The organism is Candidatus Pelagibacter sp. PS_16 (assembly GCF_059417965.1).
Genome location: NZ_CM182074.1, coordinates 413896 through 433646, shown reverse-complemented (window position 1 = coordinate 433646; position 19751 = coordinate 413896). Strand labels below are relative to the sequence as shown.

20 protein-coding genes are annotated in these 19751 nt (G+C 30.4%); 5 read left to right on the top strand and 15 right to left on the bottom strand.

From position 1 onward, the window contains the following. Positions 1 to 9: 9 nt before the first annotated feature. A complete protein-coding gene (locus tag AC5SL0_RS02300) occupies positions 10 to 624 on the bottom strand; it encodes an arylesterase (protein ID WP_006997067.1) in 615 nt (204 codons plus the stop codon). On the opposite strand from AC5SL0_RS02300, the gene AC5SL0_RS02295 reads away from it, so the two are divergent. Together AC5SL0_RS02295 and AC5SL0_RS02290 are read left to right on the top strand one after the other, a co-directional pair. Beyond that, a complete protein-coding gene (locus AC5SL0_RS02295; protein WP_011281992.1) occupies positions 623 to 1288 on the top strand; it encodes an ABC transporter ATP-binding protein in 666 nt (221 codons plus the stop codon). The two genes, AC5SL0_RS02300 and AC5SL0_RS02295, sit on opposite strands and share 2 nt — an antisense overlap. Continuing rightward, a complete protein-coding gene (locus AC5SL0_RS02290) occupies positions 1224 to 3809 on the top strand; it encodes an ABC transporter permease (protein ID WP_006997069.1) in 2586 nt (861 codons plus the stop codon). Before AC5SL0_RS02295 ends, AC5SL0_RS02290 begins: the two co-directional genes overlap by 65 nt. On the opposite strand, the gene AC5SL0_RS02285 is transcribed toward AC5SL0_RS02290, so the two are convergent. Genes AC5SL0_RS02285 through xsc form a run of 4 tightly spaced genes read right to left on the bottom strand, consistent with a single transcriptional unit; the run spans position 3810 to position 9309 of the window. Further along, on the bottom strand, positions 3810 to 5114 hold the full coding sequence (locus AC5SL0_RS02285; RefSeq protein WP_011281990.1) for an NAD(P)/FAD-dependent oxidoreductase: 1305 nt from the start codon (positions 5112 to 5114) through the stop codon (positions 3810 to 3812). 4 nt (positions 5115 to 5118) lie between these two features. Then, entirely contained in the window at positions 5119 to 5868 is a 750-nt protein-coding gene (locus AC5SL0_RS02280) for an SDR family NAD(P)-dependent oxidoreductase (protein ID WP_006997071.1), read from the bottom strand. A gap of 15 nt (positions 5869 to 5883) precedes the next feature. Continuing rightward, complete coding sequence (locus tag AC5SL0_RS02275) at positions 5884 to 7485, bottom strand: flavin-containing monooxygenase (RefSeq protein ID WP_494618576.1); 1602 nt, start codon at positions 7483 to 7485, stop codon at positions 5884 to 5886. A 39-nt stretch (positions 7486 to 7524) separates the two neighbouring features. Next, positions 7525 to 9309: a sulfoacetaldehyde acetyltransferase gene (gene xsc, locus AC5SL0_RS02270; RefSeq protein ID WP_006997073.1), complete on the bottom strand. Its 1785-nt coding sequence runs from the start codon at positions 9307 to 9309 to the stop codon at positions 7525 to 7527. A gap of 111 nt (positions 9310 to 9420) precedes the next feature. Between xsc and AC5SL0_RS02265 the strand changes: the two genes are divergently transcribed. Genes AC5SL0_RS02265 through AC5SL0_RS02255 form a run of 3 tightly spaced genes read left to right on the top strand, consistent with a single transcriptional unit; the run spans position 9421 to position 11969 of the window. Continuing rightward, a complete protein-coding gene (locus tag AC5SL0_RS02265) occupies positions 9421 to 9705 on the top strand; it encodes a UxaA family hydrolase (RefSeq protein ID WP_006997074.1) in 285 nt (94 codons plus the stop codon). Positions 9706 to 9710: 5 nt separating this feature from the next. Further along, positions 9711 to 10877 carry a UxaA family hydrolase gene (locus AC5SL0_RS02260; RefSeq protein WP_494618575.1) on the top strand — a complete coding sequence of 389 codons (1167 nt, stop codon included), beginning with the start codon at positions 9711 to 9713 and terminating at the stop codon, positions 10875 to 10877. An 18-nt stretch (positions 10878 to 10895) separates the two neighbouring features. Continuing rightward, positions 10896 to 11969 carry a YeiH family protein gene (locus AC5SL0_RS02255; RefSeq protein ID WP_494618573.1) on the top strand — a complete coding sequence of 358 codons (1074 nt, stop codon included), beginning with the start codon at positions 10896 to 10898 and terminating at the stop codon, positions 11967 to 11969. On the opposite strand, the gene AC5SL0_RS02250 is transcribed toward AC5SL0_RS02255, so the two are convergent. The 10 genes from AC5SL0_RS02250 to AC5SL0_RS02205 all read right to left on the bottom strand — a co-directional run bounded on the left by AC5SL0_RS02250 (position 11966) and on the right by AC5SL0_RS02205 (position 19750). Continuing rightward, positions 11966 to 13048 carry a sulfite exporter TauE/SafE family protein gene (locus tag AC5SL0_RS02250; protein WP_011281987.1) on the bottom strand — a complete coding sequence of 361 codons (1083 nt, stop codon included), beginning with the start codon at positions 13046 to 13048 and terminating at the stop codon, positions 11966 to 11968. The genes AC5SL0_RS02255 and AC5SL0_RS02250 overlap by 4 nt on opposite strands. 28 nt (positions 13049 to 13076) lie before the next feature. Continuing rightward, on the bottom strand, positions 13077 to 13211 hold the full coding sequence (locus AC5SL0_RS02245; RefSeq protein ID WP_494618571.1) for a hypothetical protein: 135 nt from the start codon (positions 13209 to 13211) through the stop codon (positions 13077 to 13079). Between the two features lie 67 nt (positions 13212 to 13278). Next, on the bottom strand, positions 13279 to 13629 hold the full coding sequence (locus AC5SL0_RS02240; protein ID WP_006997079.1) for a hypothetical protein: 351 nt from the start codon (positions 13627 to 13629) through the stop codon (positions 13279 to 13281). An 18-nt stretch (positions 13630 to 13647) separates the two neighbouring features. Next, positions 13648 to 15507, bottom strand: a complete 1860-nt coding sequence (gene aprA / locus AC5SL0_RS02235; protein ID WP_006997080.1) for an adenylyl-sulfate reductase subunit alpha — start codon at positions 15505 to 15507, stop codon at positions 13648 to 13650. Continuing rightward, positions 15507 to 15977, bottom strand: a complete 471-nt coding sequence (gene aprB, locus AC5SL0_RS02230) for an adenylyl-sulfate reductase subunit beta (RefSeq protein WP_011281984.1) — start codon at positions 15975 to 15977, stop codon at positions 15507 to 15509. Before aprB ends, aprA begins: the two co-directional genes overlap by 1 nt. A 20-nt stretch (positions 15978 to 15997) precedes the next feature. Continuing rightward, positions 15998 to 16792: a hypothetical protein gene (locus AC5SL0_RS02225; RefSeq protein ID WP_011281983.1), complete on the bottom strand. Its 795-nt coding sequence runs from the start codon at positions 16790 to 16792 to the stop codon at positions 15998 to 16000. A 104-nt stretch (positions 16793 to 16896) separates the two neighbouring features. After that, positions 16897 to 17331: an HIT family protein gene (locus AC5SL0_RS02220; RefSeq protein WP_494618570.1), complete on the bottom strand. Its 435-nt coding sequence runs from the start codon at positions 17329 to 17331 to the stop codon at positions 16897 to 16899. Next, positions 17300 to 18070, bottom strand: a complete 771-nt coding sequence (locus AC5SL0_RS02215; protein WP_494618568.1) for an aminotransferase class IV — start codon at positions 18068 to 18070, stop codon at positions 17300 to 17302. Before AC5SL0_RS02215 ends, AC5SL0_RS02220 begins: the two co-directional genes overlap by 32 nt. Then, positions 18033 to 18590 (bottom strand): aminodeoxychorismate/anthranilate synthase component II, encoded by a 558-nt coding sequence (locus AC5SL0_RS02210; RefSeq protein WP_494618566.1) that lies wholly within the window; start codon positions 18588 to 18590, stop codon positions 18033 to 18035. Before AC5SL0_RS02210 ends, AC5SL0_RS02215 begins: the two co-directional genes overlap by 38 nt. Then, the gene (locus AC5SL0_RS02205; protein WP_494618564.1) at positions 18587 to 19750 is read right to left on the bottom strand and encodes a chorismate-binding protein; all 1164 of its coding nucleotides are present in this window, start codon (positions 19748 to 19750) and stop codon (positions 18587 to 18589) included. The genes AC5SL0_RS02210 and AC5SL0_RS02205 overlap by 4 nt, the downstream gene beginning before the upstream one ends. Position 19751 lies beyond the last annotated feature (1 nt).

Here is a 19751-nt window from a genome sequence, read left to right as displayed (position 1 = left end):
CACGATATACTATTTTTTTATAAAATTGATGATACTTTTTGTAAGTGTATCACTTATAATTATAGTTCCTTTTTCATTTGGGTGCATACCGTCATCTTGATTAAGTTCAGGTTTTAAAGCAACACCCTCTAATAGGAAAGGGATTAAATTTAGTTTATATTTTTTAGCTAAACTTGGATAAATATTATCAAATTTTTTTTTATAACTAATTCCATGAGTTGTTGGAGCAATCATTCCTGCTAAAATTATTTCTATATTTTTTAATTTTGCTGTTTGAATAATTTTTTCTAAATTTTTTTCAGTCTCGATTGGGCTTATTCCTCTTAACATGTCATTAGCACCCAATCCTAAGATCATTAAGTCAATATTCGGTTGAGATAAAGACCATTCAACTCGATTTAATCCTCCAGCAGATGTGCTTCCAGATACACTTCCATCAATAATTCCAAGATCATAACCACTATCATTAAGGTTATTTTGAAGGACAATGGCTAAATGTTTTTCCTGTGGAAGACCATAGCCTGCCATTAAGCTATCACCAAATAAGATAACGTTTTCTAGAGCATTGACGTTTATGCTCACTAGACAGACGGCAATAATTTTAATAATAAATCTTTTAATCATGGATAGTCTTCTTAAGCTAAAAAACGTTAATCTTAAATACCAAACTGGTAATGATACTATTAAGGTTTTAAAGAATATTAATTTAGAAACTAAAAAAAATGAGTCTATTTCAATAGTGGGTGAAAGTGGATCTGGAAAAACTAGCTTAATCATGCTTGCTGGGGGACTAGAGAAAGCAACCTCTGGTAAGATATTTTTTGAAGATCAAGAAATATCTAAAATGAGTGAAGATGAAGTTTCTAAAATTAGAAGAAAAAATATTGGTATTGTTTTTCAATCTTTCTATCTTATTCCAAATTATACAGCTGTTGAAAATGTTGCTCTAACCTTAGAGTTAAATAATTTAAAAAACCCTACTGAACGAGCCAAAGAGTTGTTGGATCGATTTGGACTAAAAAATAGATTTAATAATTTACCTAGTCAACTTTCAGGTGGTGAACAACAACGTGTAGCAATTGCTAGAGCTATAGCCATGAAACCTAAGCTAATTTTGGCAGATGAACCTACGGGAAATTTAGATAGTGAAAATTCACAAATGATTGCAGATATTTTATTCAAATATATTAAAGAAGAAAAATCATCTTTAATTATGGTCACCCATGACCCAAAACTTGCAAATAAAGCAAAAAGAAAAATTAAAATCAAAGATGGAAAAATTGTCTAAGCTTTCAGAGTACAAGTTAACTTTGATATATGCCTTAAGAGACTTGAGTAGAAATTATAAAAAAATTTCTAGTATTATTCTAACACTTTTTATCAGCCTATTTATTTTAAGTTCAATTTTCACCATTGAAGATAGTTTGAATAAAGAATTAAATAATAATTCAAGAGCACTTTTAGGTGGAGATATTGAAATTGACTATAATCGTAATGTTGGCAACTTAGAATTAATTAACCAAGTTAAAGAATTTGCTACTGTTTCACAAATGGTTGAGTTTAGCACCATGATCTCAACTACCAACCAATCTAAAAATAAATCAATATTTTCTAGAATTAAAACAGTAGATCAAAATTACCCATTATTTGGCAAGGTAGGTTATGAACCAAGTGGTGCATTTGAAAAATTACAAACTATAGAGAATACAATCCTTGTTAATGAAAACATTTTCAAAAATCTCAATTTAAAAATTAATGATAAAATCAAAGTTCAAGATCAGTTATTTACTGTAATTGGTATCGTAAAATCAGTACCTGATATTGGGGGTGCTTTTGTATTTGGTGATTTTGCTTTAGCTGGCAAACAAACATTAGAATTATTAAAACTTAATAATCTAGGGAGCTTTTTAAATTATGAGTATAAAGTAAAATTTAATGAGGGAGATAATCCAAATACTTTATCTAAAAAAATTGAGCAGTTATTCAAAAATGAAAAGAAGGTTAGAATTAGATATCACGAAAAATCTGACGGTCCTTTAAAGAGAATAATTGATAATTTCTCTCAATTCTTATCTCTTGTATCAATTAGTGCAATGTTAATTGCAGGAATTGGAATTGCTAACACTCTACTTTCATTCATTAATCAGAATAATATGTCTATTGCAGTTAAGAAGTCTTTAGGCTTTTTCTCAAAGGATATAAAGATAGTCTACTATTTACAATTGCTCATTCTACTATTCATAATATCAACTGCCGCCTACTCTTTTAGTTTCTTTCTAGTCCCTATTGTTGATGTTTATCTGTCAGCTGGTCTTGGATTAAATATTGAAGGTAGTTTTTCTATTCTTAATTATTTCAAAGTTTTTTTAGTAGGGTTATTAGTATTAATCATATTTTCTATACCAACCATTAATGCAATTGATCAAGTTAAGGCATCAAACTTATTTAGAAATGTATTTCAAAACCTTCAATTTTATTATTCAAAAAAATCAATTCTTTTAAGTCTGTTACTATTATCAATTTTAATTTCTTTATTTACCATCGGTTCTGCTCGACCTGTTTATAGTTTGGGTTATTTTGGAGCTTTCTTTGTTTGTTTATTAGTCTTCTACTTATTATCAAACTTAATCATTAAATTGTTTAAAGGACTTAAAGAGCATCCAAATATTTCAATTAAAGTATCAGTTAAAAATATTACTCAAACTAAAAGTATTACCCCTATAACTATTATGTCTTTAGGTTTGGGGGTCACTTTACTATTAACTTTAGCTTTTGTAGGTTCAAATTTTAAAAGAGAAATTGCTAAATCTATACCAGAACTTGCGCCTGATTATTTTTTCATTGGTATTCAAAGTGATGAAAGACAAATATTTGAAGATTTAATTTTTGACATGGATAAAGAAGCTAACCTTGAAATTGTTCCAATGGTTTCAACAGGTATTGTAAAAATAAATGGAATAGATCCAAATACTTATATCGATTCAAGTAATGATAGCCACTGGGTGATCAGAAATGACAGAAGGTCTTCTTGGGCTGATAAAGTTTTAAAAGATAACCCAATTGTAGAAGGCAAATGGTGGGATCTAGATAGACCTGATAAACTTCAAATTTCACTTGATAGTAAAATTGCTAAAGATTTTGATATTAAAATTGGTGATATTTTTACTCTTAATATTTATGGACGTGAAATTGAAGGTGAAATAGTAAATTTTAGATTAGTAGACTACAGAGATTTTTCTATTAACTTTGCAATGTTATTAAATCCTCAATTTGCAAAAAATATACCTCACGAATATTTGGCTACTTCAAAGTTTAAAAGTTTAGAGAATTTTAACGAAACTGCTTTACTAGATAAAATGCCTAGTCTTTCTATTATAAAAATTACTGATTACTTGGAGAAAGTAACAGATCTTTTAAACAAAGTGTTTATTGCTGTAACCGTTATCTCTGCAATAACTATAGTCATTGGTTTAATTGTCATTTCAAGTGCAATTATAGTTCAGGGTAAAATTAAAGAATTTCAAAATTTAATATTCAAAATTTTAGGTTTTTCCAAAGTTGAGGTTATACTTTCTTCAATTATTGAGTTTTTTATAATATTCACATCCATAATTCTAATAGCTCTCTTTTTTGCGGTCATAGGTTCACAATTTATCATTGAAAATATTTTTCAAATCACTTGGAAGTTTGATTTAGCAATATTTTTACAGGTAACTATTGGAATTGGGCTTGCAACATTAATCTTAATTATGATTACTAATTTTAAGTATTTAAGCCCTAAAGTTTATCCACTTATAAGAAATCAATAACTACACATCAGATCGAGATCTAAACCTCTCAAACATCAATCTTGTTTTAACCCCAATATTTAAAAACGGCTGAGGTGGAAGCCAAGTAGGTTTAGTTCTAGATTCTATTATATTAATTTCATCACTATTTTCATTACTTGCTTTAATTGCTATCTGTTCACCAAATAAAGTTCCAACTCCAATACCAGAACCGTTATAGCAGCCTGCCACAAAAACATTGTCTTCTACTTTTTCAAAAATTTGTGAACTATTTCTAGTTCTAGATACAACCCCAGACCAACTAGATTCAATAATATTATCTGCTAAACTTGGAAATCTTTTTTTTATTCCAAGTTTTTGAGTTAAAGATCTTTCATCCAACTCTGTTTTAGACATTTTAAAAGGACTATGAACTTCAGCAGTGTTTCTAATTAAAATTCTTTTATCTTTTGTCATTCTAATGGTTGCGCCCATTGGTCTAATAGGTAGCACACCCCACTCTCTAGGCTCACCAATAGACTTAAATTCTCTATCAGTTAATGGTCTTGTCATGCTTGCAGTTAAAGTTAAGGGAAAATTATAATTTTTTTTTACACCAAGTGATTTTAAAAAACCATTAGTACAAAAAATAATCTTTTTAGTAATTATTTGATGCTTATTAAATTTACAAATAATTCTATCAGTATTTTTTGCCCATTCATTTAGCTGAGAATTCTCAAGCAACTCAACATTATCAGGTAAGGTATCAATCATAGCTCTGACTAATTTTCCCGGATGCAATAACACTCCACCTTTGGTATAAAGGGCAAGGTTATAAAAATTTGTACCTAATCTTTTACTTAAATCATCTTTTTCTAAAATATTATGTCCGAAGTTTAATTTTGACAAAGTTTTACTAAAATTTTCTAATATCTTTCTATCTTTTTGATTTGATGAGGCAAAATATTTTCCACTTTCATTCCAATCACAATCTACCTGATGTTCTTTAATAAACTTTTTTACAACATCAATTCCCAATTTATAAATGTCTGTTTTCTTTCTATATTTAGAAAGTTCTTTGTTAGACGTGAAACCATCATTAAGTGTAGTATCAACTAAATAACCAGAGTTCCTTCCACTTGCTCCCTCACCTGCTAATTGGGCATCTACAACAATAATTTTTTGATCTGGATGAAGTTCTGATAATTTTCTAGCAGCAGACAAACCTGTATAACCAGCACCTACTATTAACCAGTCACAAGATTTATCTTTATCTAAATTTTTTATATTAGATCTTCTATCAAGGTCACTAATCCAGCTACAGCCTAAGTCGTTTACTATCCTCATATTTTTAGTATGTTGCTCTTCCGCCCGTAAGATCATAAACGGCACCAGTAGCAAAAGAATTTTCTTCACTAGAAAGCCAGGAAACTAAAGAGGCTAACTCTTCAACTTTAGCAAATCTTTTTCTAGGAATTTTTGAAAGCATATAGTCTATAAATTCAGGTTCCATTTCATCAAAAATTCTTGTTTTTGCAGCTGCAGGTGTAACACAATTAACAGAAATATTTTTATCAGCTAATTCTTTTCCTAAAGATTTAGTTAAAGCGATAGTTCCAGCTTTAGCAGAACTGTAACATGCTGCAGTTGGGTTTCCTTCTTTTCCAGCATTTGATGAAATGTTAACAATTCTTCCATAATTATTTTTAATCATGTGAGGAACAACAGCCTTACAGCAGTAGTATGTTGCTGTTAAATTAATTTTTAAAATCTTTTCCCATTCATCAATTGGGTAATCCCATGTATTTGCATTTATCCCATGGTATCCAGCGTTGTTAACAAAAATATCTATCTTATTACAAATCTTTAAAACTTGTTTGATGCCTTCTTTAACTTTTTTATAATTTGTTATATCAATTGGAAAAGCATAACATTTCTTTGAATTTATAATTTTTATTGCGTCTTTAGTAGCTATTGAATCTATATCCCAAATTACAACAGTTGCACCAGATTCTATAAAGCGTTTTGAAATAGCCAATCCAAAACCTTGAGCTCCTCCAGTTACTACTGCAATTTTATTTTTTAAATCAATTTTATTCATAATTATTAAATAATTTTAATGCTTATCAAAATTAAAACCTTCATAGTTTTTTAAAACAATGTCTTCACAAATCTTTTTATACTTTGGAAGTCCAGATGGGTAAGGCATAAAAACTTTGGGTTTTCCTTCAATATTACCACCATACAACCATGAGCTTTTAGACTCTGGTATTAATGTTTCTTCTACAGCTTTATCAATTACCCCTCTCCACTTTAAAGAGTAATCATTATTAGTTTCAATTGTTGAATATTTATTTTTTTCCATATGTGAAATACAATCAGTTATAAACTCGACATGTTGCTCTATAGCCATTGGAACATTTGTTAATACTGAGGGACTTCCAGGTCCGGTAATGGTAAAAAAATTAGGAAATCCAGGTATCTGTAGACCTAAATAAGTTAATGGACCATTTTTCCATAATTCACTTAGTTTGATATTATTTTTACCCACCATATCAATTGATAATAGTGCACCTGTAATAGCGTCATACCCTGTTGCAAATACAATTATATCAAATTCATAGTTATTTTCTATGGTGCTGATTCCAGTTTCAGTAATTTCTTTTATTGAGTCTTTCGAGATATCAATTAATTCGACATTATCTTTATTAAAAGTTTCATAATAATCAGTATTTAAAGTTGGTCTTCTAGTTGCAAATGGATATTTAAAATCTGTCACAACTTTAGCATAATGTTTATTTAGCATTGTTGTCTCTACCTTTTCTTTAATAAAATTAACAATTGTTTTATTAGCATCCAAATTTGTTGTTATATCTTTAAAAAGACCGCGAAAACCCAACCCACCCTTTTGCCACCCGTTTTCATAAATTTTTTTTCTATCTTCATTACTGACATCAAAAGTGGACTGACTTGAAAAATGAAAAGCGTGACCAGTTGGTGTTGACTTAATTAAATCTCTAATTTCTTGATAATTATCTTTTATCTTTTTCTTATATTTATCATTAACAATTTCATTTCTTGCTGGAATACTAAAATTTGGTGATCTCTGAAAAATTGAAAGCTTCTTTGCTGATTTAGCTATCTCGGGTGCCAACTGTATTCCAGTAGACCCAACACCAATTTGTGCAACTCTTTTATTTTTAAAATCTACACCAGTATGAGGCCATTTTCCTGTATGGTACCATTTACCTTTAAATTTTCTTAAACCATTTATTTTTGGAATGTTTGCTGCTGATAAACAGCCAACAGCACTAATTAAATATTTGCATAAAAAAGTTTTGTCTTTATTGGTTTTGATGTTCCATAAATTACTTTTTTCATCGAAATGTGCTTTAATAACTTTATTATCAAAAAGCATATTTTTTTTTAAACTTAATTTTTCAACAACATAATTTAAATATTCTAATATGATGTCTTGCTTTGAATATCTTTCTGGCCATGACCAATTTTCAAATATCTCTTTTGAAAATGTAAAGTTGTAAGTATGACTTTCTGAGTCACATCTGGCCCCTGGATATCTATTCCAATACCAAGTACCACCTAAGTCCTTACCTGACTCAATTACTAGAGTGTTAAGTTTTAATTTATCTCTTAAGCTATGTAATTGATAAATACCTGAAAAGCCTGCACCAATTATTATAGCATCATAACTAACCATAATAGAATATTATGGTATTTTATTTGATATTAAAACAATTTATGAAACTAGCGAAGGTTGCTTGATCATGTCTTCTTTTTTGATCCCTGCAACTTTAACTGGTCTTTTCATAGCATCTCTTCTGAAAGGCTCTCCCAGTTCTTGGTTAAGAATTACTTCAATAAATGTTGTAATCCCTTTCTTTTGATCTTCACATGATTGCTTGATAGCAGCAGTAGTCTCTTCCATGGTTCGAACAGTAACCCCTTTTAATCCACAAGCATCAGCAACTTTTGCATAACTTAATTCTGGATCAAGCTCTGTTCCAACGAAGTTATCATCAAACCATAAAGTAGTATTTCTTTTTTCAGCACCCCATTGGTAATTTCTAAAGATTACCATTGAAATTGCTGGCCATTCTGATCTAGCACATGAGCTCATTTCGTTCATGCTAATACCAAATGCACCGTCACCTGCAAAACCAATTACTGGTGTATCAGGACATCCAATTTTTGCTCCAAGAATTGCTGGAAAACCATAACCACAAGGACCAAATAATCCTGGTGCTAAATATTTTCTACCTTTTTCAAATGTTGGATAAGCATTTCCAATTGCACAGTTATTACCAATATCACTTGAGATAATTACATCATCAGGCATACCTGCTTGAATTGCTCTCCATGCTTCTCTAGGAGACATTCTATCTGCATCTCTTTTTCTTGCTTCTGCATTCCAAACTGTACCTTCATCATCATCTTCGTGATCTAAACTTGATAACTCTTGTAACCAAGCAGATTTAGTTTGGTGAATTGTATTTTTTCTCTCTTCTCTATTTGTATCTCCTGCTGTTGGAGAAAGTTGAGCTAAAATTTGTTGTGATACTAATTTTGCATCCCCACAAATACCAACTGTGACTTTTTTAGTTAAACCAATTCTATCTGAATTCATATCAACTTGAATGATACTTGCATCTTTAGGCCAGTAATCCATTCCATAACCTGGTAAAGTTGAGAAAGGATTTAATCTTGTACCAAGTGCAAGAACAACATCAGCTTTCTTAATTAATTCCATTCCAGCTTTTGATCCATTATAGCCTAAAGGTCCAGCTGCTAATGGGTGACTTCCTGGAAAACTATCATTATGTTGATACCCTGAACAAACTGGAGCATCTAATTTCTCAGCTAATTTTTTACAATCTTCAATTGCCCCACCAATAACAACACCTGCACCAGATAGTATTACTGGAAACTTAGCGTTTGATAATAAGTCAGCTGCTTTTTTAATTGCATCAACTCCACCTGCTTGCCTTTCAAGTCTAACAATTGGAGGAAGATCTATATCAATTACTTGTGTCCAATAATCTCTTGGAACATTTATTTGTGCTGGAGCTGATCCTCTGATCGCTTTTTCAATTACTCTATTTAATACTTCTGCCATTCTTGAAGGGTCTCTAACTTCTTCTTGATAGCAAACCATATCTTTAAATAAATTCATTTGTTCTACTTCTTGAAAACCACCTTGACCCATAGTTTTATTGGCAGCTTGAGGTGTTACTAATAATAATGGTGTGTGGTTCCAGTATGCAGTTTTAATTGGTGTTACAAGACCGGTAATTCCAGGACCGTTTTGAGCAATAACCATTGACATTTTGCCAGTAGATCTTGTGTAACCATCAGCAATTAATCCACCGTTTGTTTCATGAGCAACATCCCAAAAGGTAATTCCAGCATCAGGAAAGATATCTGAAATAGGCATAAAAGCTGAACCGATAATTCCGAATGCGTGTTCAATTCCATGCATTTGTAAAACTTTTACAAAAGCTTCTTCTGTTGTCATTTTAGTCATAATAATTAGGCCTTCCTGCTTAAGTTGTTAAAAAATCTATAAATAATTTGTTAATTTTAAAGATTAATATATAAGATTTAAAAAATTTCAAACAAACAAATCGACACAATTATGGCTACAGATATTATTATACACGACGAGAAAGACAACGTAGGAGTAGTTGTTATTGATAAAATTACTCCAAAACAAGATTGCGCATGTTGGATTATGGAGAATGATAAAACAGTTCAAATTCAATCAGTAGATGAAATTCAATTAGGACATAAAATTGCAATGGTTGACCTTAATGAAGGTGATACTATTTTGAAATATGGTCACGATATTGGAAAAGTAGTTAAATCAATCAAAAAAGGTGAACATGTTCACGTTCACAATGTAAAAACGAAGAAGTGGTAAAAAATATGGAAATTCCAAAAAGTTTTTTAGGTTATAAAAGAGAAAATGGCAGAGTTGGTACTAGAAATCACGTAATCATCTTACCTGTAGATGATATATCAAATGCTTGTGCTGAAGCTGTAGCAAATAATATTAAAGGTACAATAGCTCTTCCTCACTCTTACGGAAGACTTCAATTTGGTGCTGATTTAGATCTACACTTTAGAACAATGATTGGGACTGGGAAAAATCCTAACGTTGCTGCTGTAATTGTTATTGGAATTGAACCTAAATGGACAAAAAGAATTGTTGATGAAATTGCTAAAACTGGAAAACCAGTTGAAGGATTTCACATTGAAAGAACTGGTGATATTGGAACAATCATGAAGGCTTCTAAAAAAGCACAAGAATTTGCAATGTGGGCTTCTGAAAAACAAAGAGAAGAATGTCCTTTAAGCGATTTATGGATTTCAGTTAAATGTGGTGAATCTGATACAACATCAGGTCTTGCTGCTAACCCAACAGTTGGAAACTTAATGGATAAATTAGAGCCATTAGGAGTTCATTTATGTTTTGGTGAAACCTCAGAATTAACTGGTGCTGAAAAAGTTTGTGCTACACGTGGTGCCACTCCAGAAGCTTCAGAAAAATTCATGAAAACTTGGGGCGATTACAACGACTTTATTTTAAAAGAAGCAACAGATGATCTTTCTGAAAGTCAACCAACTGCGGGAAATATTGCAGGTGGATTAACTACAATTGAAGAAAAAGCATTTGGTAATTTCCAAAAAATTGGAAATTGTAAGTTTATTGATGTTTTAGAACCAGCTGAAGAGCCTACTAAAGGAAAAGGATTATACTTTATGGATACTTCATCTGCTGCAGCAGAGTGTATTACACTTCAAGCAGCTGCTGGATTTAACATTCATTTATTCCCAACAGGTCAAGGTAATATCGTAGGTAATCCAATTGAACCTGTTGTTAAGTTAACTGCCAACCCATTAACTGTAAAAGGTATGGGTGAGCATATTGATTGTGATGTATCGAAAATTCTATCTCGTGAAATGAATTTATCACAAGCTGGTGACGAATTAATCAAATCAATGATTAGAGTTGCTAACGGTAGATTAACTTGTGCTGAAGCTTTAGGTCATAAAGAGTTTGTTATGACTAAACTTTACAGAAGTGCTTAAAAATTTATCTATAAAGTAATGTTATTTAAAAAATATCTGGTCATTTTGCCAGGTATTGTTTTAGCGTTTGTTCTCTACAGTTTATCTCAAGGATTTAATAATATTATTGGTATTGAATTATTAGGTTACGATAAAAGTCCAATATCGACAGCCATGATTGCTATTTTACTTGGAATGCTTTTTGGAAATATATTCAAAATGAGAGATAACTTTGTAAAGGGTTTGGACTTTACTCAATCATATATTCTCAAACTTGGAATAATTTGTTTAGGAATTCAATTAAAACCTTTTGAGTTTTTAGAATTTGGAGCAGTGGCTATACCTTTAATTATAATTTGTATTGTAACAGTACTAATAGTTATTAAACTCTTAATTAAAAAACTTAAAATCCCAACAAGAATGGCTTACTTAATATCTATTGGTAGCACAGTATGTGGGACAACAGCAATTATGGCAACTGCTCCAGTAATTGGTGCAAAAAAAAATGAAGTATCATATGCAATTACTAACATCACTTTGTTTGGAATTTTATCGATGCTTATATATCCTTATTTTGCTAATTATTACTTTGATGCTGAACCAATGTTTGTTGGTTTATTTTTAGGTACATCAATTCATGAAACATCACAAGTTGCTGCAGCTGGACTTATTTACGATCAACAGTTTAACAGCCCAGAAACATTGAATATTGCAACAGTCACAAAATTAATAAGAAATACTTTTTTGGTAATAATGATTCCATTATTTGCATTTCTTTATAATAGAAACAATGTTGTTAAAAAAAATTACTCGATATTGGCTATTTTCCCTTATTTTGTAATAGGTTTTGTAGCTATGATAATTTTAAGAAATATTGGGGATCAATTTTTTTTAAACTCATATAATAATTTATGGCTAGAGACAGTTGACATTATCAAATCATCTTCAAAAGTATTTTTAACAATGGCAATGGCTGCTATTGGTTTATCTACAAATCTGAGAGATCTTAAAAGCATGGGTTACAAACCTTTTTTAGTCGGATTTATAGGGATGGCGACAGTAGGTTTGGTAAGTATTTTGAGTATAGAATTATATATTAACTTTTTAAACTAAGACTTCTTCAGTAACATCTTTTTTTTGAAATTAGAGAAAATACGTCTAATAAGAGCAGCACCTACACCCAATAGAATTGCAAACATAATTGAAAATAATCCGTAAAAGAATGGCATGTCTTCTGAAAATTCTAAAATAAATAATGAGAAAAAATTCAAATCTGCATTTAAAACTTGTATTATTTCTTTTTCAGTTTGTTCTGCAAAAAAAGTTTCATAGGCAATAGCTATTCCAACTATCAATAATAAAATTGCCAGTAATGCTTTTAAACCAGAACTATCAATTTTTTCACCAAGTTTCTGCCCCGCTTGAACCCCTACAATTGATCCAATAACTAACATAAATACCAACATTAAATCTATAGAACCAAAATTAATTGAATGCAAAAAAGTAACTATGACACTGACAAAAATTGTAACAAACAAAGAAGTTCCTGGAACTAATTTTGTTGGCATTTTAATTATATAAATCATTGCGGGTACTAATATAAAAGCACCACCTATACCCATTATAGCGGCAATAAATCCTACAACTAAACCAATTATAATTGGAGTAAAAATACTTTCGTATAATTTTGATTTTGGAAACCTCATTCTTAATGGAAGACCATGTATCCAATAATGAACGTGTAATTTTTTTTTAACTACAAGATTTCTTTTTGCTCTGTCTATTTCTCTAAGACTTTCAACCAACATTAATGTACCAATAATTGCAAGTATATACATGTAGGCTAAAGAAATAACCGTATCAATTTTTCCAATACCTTTAAAATATGTAAAAGTATAAATACCTAAAGCTGTTCCAATTGATCCACCAATTACAATCATAAGACCCATTTTGTAATCTAAAGTATTTTTTAAATAATGAGTTGTTGATCCTGATACTGATGTTGCAAGAATATTGTTAGCTTCATTTGCGACTGCATATGCAGGTGGCACGCCTAAAAAAATTAAGAATGGTGTCATTAAAAAACCACCACCAACACCAAATAAACCAGAAAGTACTCCAACGATTGCACTCAATAAAAGTATTTCAATCGGGTTAACAAATACTTGAGCTATTGGTAAAAATACATCCATAAAAAATTATTAGTTGTTAAAAAACAAACTAATTAAATGTGATAAAAGTTCCAACTAAAATAACACCCCAATAAGCAGCTAAGCTAACAAAGATACCTGTTTTAATAATAGTTACCTTAAAATCTAAAATTTTTTTTAATATTTTTATGTTGGAAATTGACATTACAACCGTCAATACACCCAGTTAATTATTTGTCAAATAAATATTTAATATAAAGTGATTTTTTTTATTAGTAGATTGTTGCTCCAAAAACCTTAACATCATCACCCTCGATACCAAGAACCAATCTACCTAGGAACTCACCTTCAATCTCTTTACTTCTTTGTTTAAATAGAACGGTGATGTTTTGACCTCGTCTTAAACAACCAAATGCTTGGTAGTCTTCTTTTAGGCTTGTTAAAAGTTTATTATTAGCCCACTGTTTTCCAAGCTCTACTTCATTTGCTCCAAATAACATTTGAGTTCCAAAATCTTTAGTAAAACCACCATAATCTTTCATATTGGAAGTTTTAACAAGATTATCCCAAATAGGATTAGCAATTGCTATAATCTCATCATCAGATTTCTCTAAAAGATTCATAATTTAAGTTTAACTGTTTTAAGAAGCTTTTTTCTTCTCGTTCTCGTCAACTATGTGGTAAACCGGCACTTTCTCAAGAGAGAATTTACCAGTTTTAGGATCACGTCTAGAAACTGTTAAACAATGCCAATTATCATCATCAAGTTTCATATGATCACCTCTATAATAGTAACCAGGCCAACGTGTTTCTTCACGGAACATAGTGTGTTCAGTTACACATTGAGAAGTTAAAGCTCTGTGTTTTAATTCCCAAGCTCTCATAAGTTGGTGCAAATCTTCAGCTCCTACTTTTTCTAAATCTTCCTCTAACCAAGCAAGTAATTCTAGGCCTCTTTTAAGCATATTACCATTTGTCATGTAGTTAGTTGCAATACCTCCAACATATTCGTCCATAATTCTTTGTAAACGTTGAAGACCTTGAATAGGAGAAATATAACTTGGCGAAACTGTTCCACCTGTGATCTCATTTTGAGCTACTTGGTATGTCTCTAAAGGTTTGAATACAGCAGTTTTAAAGTCTTCACATTGTTTATCAGTAACTTTAATACCTTCTGCTTTTTTATCTTGAATATATTTAACAGCAGCTTTTGCAGCTAAACGACCTTCGGTAAACGATCCAGAAGAAAACTTATGGGCACTTCCACCTACAGTATCACCTGCACCAAAAAGACCATCAATTGTTAACATTCTGTTATAACCCCAGAAATATTCTGGTGGAGATAAATCTTCAGGTCCACTAACCCAAGCTCCAGAGCATGTTGCATGAGAACCCATAACATATGGCTCAGATGTAGTTAATTCTGGATTTGTGTATTTAGGATCTATGTTTTGAGATGCCCAAACAACAGCTTGACCAACGGTCATACCTAAAAAGTTTTCCCAACCAACTGTTTCTAAATGTGGATCTTGGAATGCTTCAGTAGTCACCATATGAATAGGTCCACCGCCTGCAATAGTTTCTTGTATAAATGCATGGTTTCTTAAACATGTTGGTGTTGGATGGTGATCAATATACTCACCAACTAATTCTTTAGTTTGGTCATACCATTTCTTTTCATAATTCTCTCCATTTGCATTTTGAGTATATGTTTTAAGGTGCAAGAAATATGCTCCAACTGGACCATAACCATCTTTAAATCTACATAACACAATTCTGTTTTCCATTTGTGTCATTTTAGCTCCAACAGCGATAGGTAATGCATAAGCTGAACCATTACTCCATGGTGCATACCAAGTTCTTCCCATTCCTTCTCCGACTGCTCTTGGTTTGAAAATGTGAGATGCTCCACCTGCTGCAACGATTACAGTTTTTGCTCTAAATACATGGAAATCACCAGTTCTCATATTAAAACCAACAGCTCCACCTACTCTATTTTCTTGAGCCTCATCCATTAAAAGATGAGTAATCATTATTCTGTTATAAATTTTATCAGCTGATTTTTTTGCAGCCTCTGCAACGATTGGTTTATAACTTTCACCATGAATCATGATCTGCCATTTACCTTCTCTAAGGTAACGACCTGTTTTTTCATTCTTCATCATTGGTAGACCCCACTCATCAAACATATGAACAGTTGAATCAACGTGACGAGCCATGTCATAACCTAAATCTTCTCTAACCATACCCATCAAATCATTACGTGCATATCTTACGTGATCTTCAGGTTGGTTTTCACCCCACTGCATACCCATATAACAGTTAATAGCGTATAAACCTTGAGCAACTGCTCCACTTCTATCGATGTTAGCTTTTTCAACACAAATAATTTTCATGTCTCTTCCCCAGTGCCTAGCTTCAAAAGTAGCACCAGTTCCAGCCATTCCACCACCAACAACTAGAACATCACAATCTTCAAAATGTGTTTTATGCTTAGCCATTAGTAGTAAACCCCTTTTTTAAATGAATCTTTTGGTACTACCGGTAATTTACCATCAATATTTAAACCATTAGGCTCAGTGTAAAGCATTTGAGAATTGATCTCACCTTGATTAGGTTTTTCACCTTCTGCTAATTTAGGAATAAATTTTCCCCAAGGTTTTGTTGTAATTGGAGATACAAAATCTTTTGTAGTTCCATTTCTAAATTTAATTTTCCAAGAAATAGTTCCTTTTTCTTCTTCACGTCTAACTCTTACACTGTGACCCATAGGAGCAAAGTCAGCATAACCACGAACATCAATTGCATGATTAGGACAAGCTTTTACACAAGAATAACATTCCCAACAAAAATTTGGTTCAATATTTACTGCTCTTCTAATATTTTCATCGATGTGCATTATATCTGATGGACAAATATCCACACAGTGACCACATCCATCACATCTCGTCATGTATACAAAAGTTGACATATTATTTTACCTCTCTCTTTTTAATAATGTTTTGGTTGTTCTCTTTTAATTCCTAGTCCAAATTGTTTTGGTGCATCTGCAAGTGGAGGAAGATTATCTCTTGATCCATCTGCTTCTGCTAAGTTTTTTTGGATTGCTGCACCAGGTTTATAAAACATATGTGCAAATTTTGACCAATAAACTCCCCCAAATAAAACAATGTTTGAGGTAATAAATAAAATTAAAAATAAATATCCTAATCCAGCTGATCCTGAAGATTGAAAGTATGACCAAGCAAGTCCAGTAGTAGCACATGCAAGAAGTGCTAAAACAAATAAGTCAGCTTTAATAATTCTGTACCAAGGATGAGCCTCGGCTAACACATCCACTCTTAAAAATAACCAAAACCAATATCCACCTACACAAGTCATAATTGCTCCGACATGCCAAATTATAGGCCAAACTGTCGGTGTGGTAGTTCCTTGTGCTGTATAACAAAAAACCATTACAACAGATGCAACCCAAAATAAAATAGTTCCATACATTCCCATAACGTGTGCAACTCTTCTTTTACCAGCTCCAAGCTCTGCAGTAGTTGCGATATCATGAGCTACAGTTTTTAAAATAATTGATGTTTTTTCTCCAGCTCCTAATTCTCTTTCAGCTGCTAATTTTGCTTTTTTTGCATTATTAAAAAAGTAAGTTACATTTTTATGATGGATCATCTGAACTATTGTTCCAATAATAATTAAAGCAATCATAGCTAAAACAAAAAATTGTATGGCTGCAGGAGATATTGTTTCAGCTAAAACTGAAAAAGGGTTAATTGACATCATAATTAGTAATACCTTTATTTAGAATCTATGTTGATTGTGATTATTTAGTACAGATGAAATAATAGATCAACCGTTTTATATGGGTTATTTTACCATATAAGGTTTTACACCTTACGCTTGTAATGCTGTTTCTTTGGTATAACTGACCGAACTCCTCCTTGTGGGTTATCAACATCACCTTCTCTACGAGGAATTAGATGAATATGACAATGCAAGATTGATTGTCCAGAAATAACTCCAGCATTTGTTCCAATATTAAACCCTTTAACTGCCGGATCTTTTAACAATATTTCCTCTTTAATTTGTTTGATTAAGTTATTGCAAGCAATCACTTCATCGTCATTTAAATCAAAATAATCCATAACATGCCGTTTTGGAATAATTAAACAATGGAATTCGGACACTGGATATGTGTCATAACTAGCATAAGCCAAATCATTTTCAGCAGCTAGCCCACTTTGTTTGGAGTTGCAGAATAAACAAGGATTGTTTGGGTCAAACATAATTTTATCTATAGATAGAGCATTTGTTAACTTCATTTTTATAAAAATTAAATAGTTTTTTATAAAATTTAAAACTTTTTCTCTTCCACTTGATTTCATTAATATTTTTTATTGAAGCAACACCTTTTCCAGAACCAATGAGAAGAATTTCACTAAATTCAGATAAAGTTTTTATCAATATATCTTTGTTAATAATCTTACCTAATTTTTTATTAAAAAATTTATAGGTAATGCCCTTATAAATATTATTTATTGGAGAGTACACTTTATCATCTTTTATAAACAGCATATTTGAAGTTCCACTTTCTAAAATTGTATTCTTGTAACAAAGACCAACATCTGAAGTGGTATTATCCATTTTAGATAAATGCTTTAATATAAAGTTATATTTAAGATTTTTAAATTTAGGATCAAATCGTTTGTGACGGATAAGTTTTAAATTAAAATTTAATTTAGGAGTTTTTCTGTTTCTCAAAGAAATTGATATCATCTTTTTATTTACTGCAACTCTAAGAAGATGATTATAAGATTTTTTTTTATCAATATTCAATTTGATTAATTTAAGAATATTTTTTTTAAGATTTGGGTTATTTAATTTATAAACTTCTAAAGATTTTATTAAATTTTTAATATGTTTTTTAAAAAAAAGTATTTTAGCAGGTTTTCCAAAAATCCACATCGTAGTGAATACACCATTATCCCCCCAAAGATCTTTAAAATTAATCTCTTTGTAAGTTTTATGCTGATAAGATTTTTTTAATAAGTAAGTTACCATTTTCAGTTAAAAAAGATTCAGGATGAAATTGAAAGCCAAATATTTTCTCATTATTATTTTCTATTGTCATTGCTGTATTTGAAATAGCACACCTCATTGTAATTTCAAAATTTTTTGCAGCAAACGGCTCTTTTAATTTTAGAGAGTGATATCTACCTACAGTAAATTGACTATTTTTTTTAAACAATGAATTTTTGCTAGTTACTTTTATTTTAGATTGGAAACCATGGTAAATCTTTTTTTGTTCAACTATTTTTCCATTTTCACAATGAAGAATTTGTTGAAACCCAAGACAAATTCCAATAATTTTTTTTTTACCTTTAAATTTTTTATAAATCTCAGAACTAATTGGATAATCTTTTGGAGCACCTGGACCTGGTGAAAAAACAATAATATCTGCTTTTTTTAATTTATTTTGATTTATTTCATTAAAATTAGTGCAAACAACTTCATCAAAATTTTGAAATTGATGTACTACGTTTTGAGTAAAAGAGTCATGATGATCGATAATGTATATCATTTATAAAGATCCATTAATGACTTTGCTTTAATATAATTTTCATTAAATTCATGAGCTGCATTACTGTCAATTACAACACCAGATGCCACAGAAATTTCCGATTTACCTTTAAAATTTAATATTGATCTAATAATGATATTAAACCTCATATCTCCATTGAACTTTAAGTAACCAAAGCTACCTGTATAAATATTTCTACTTTGTTTTTCCTGTTTGTTTAACAAATTTAATGTACTAATTTTAGGACATCCTATTACAGATCCTCCCGGCATCATTGCCTTTATAATCTCTAATGAGGTAACTCTATTTTTGAGTTGTCCTCCAATTAAACTCACATAATGATAAAGATCTTTATATTCTTCAACTATCTTTTTTTTTAAAATTTTTACTGAACCTGGTTTACAAATTTTAGATAAGTCATTTCTTTCCATATCAACAATCATGTTGTGTTCTTTGGATTCTTTTAAGTTTTTTCTAAAAAAAGTAAGGGCTTTATTTTTATTTAATTTTTTAGTTTTCTTTAAAGTGCCTGCAATTGGTTTTGTTGTTATAAAATTATTTTTTTTTGTTATCAAATTTTCAGGAGAACAACTTATTATTGAATAGTTTTTATCCTTAATCATAAATGCTTCAGGCGCCATATTGCTTTTTACAAGTCTACTAAAAAAATCTAAAGCATCTATTTCTGATTTATTACTATATTTAGTACAAATTTTAATCTGATATGTTTCTCCAGATTTTATTTTCTTTTTAAATTTATCAAATATTACCTTATAGGATTTTTTATTAATATTTATTTTGAATAAATCATTAGACTTTAATGATCTTGTTTTTTTATACTCAAGGTCGTTTGGAAGTTTTATTTTTGTTTCAGGTTTATAAAATATGCCTTTAGGGAAATTTATTGTTTTTTGTTTTTTTATTTTTACGTCAATTAAATTATTTAATATTTCATAGCCAAAAAAACCAATAAACAGATCAGTTTCTTTATAGGGAAGTTTTAACCTATTATTTTTGTTAATAAATTTTTCAATATTATTATTGTTTAAAATAATCTTTTTTGAAAAGTCTGTATAAAGATCAAACCCTTTATCTGATTTATAGATTATAAAGGGTTTCTTTGAATTATTTAAATCTAGTAAGTAGTTTTTCTTATTCAAT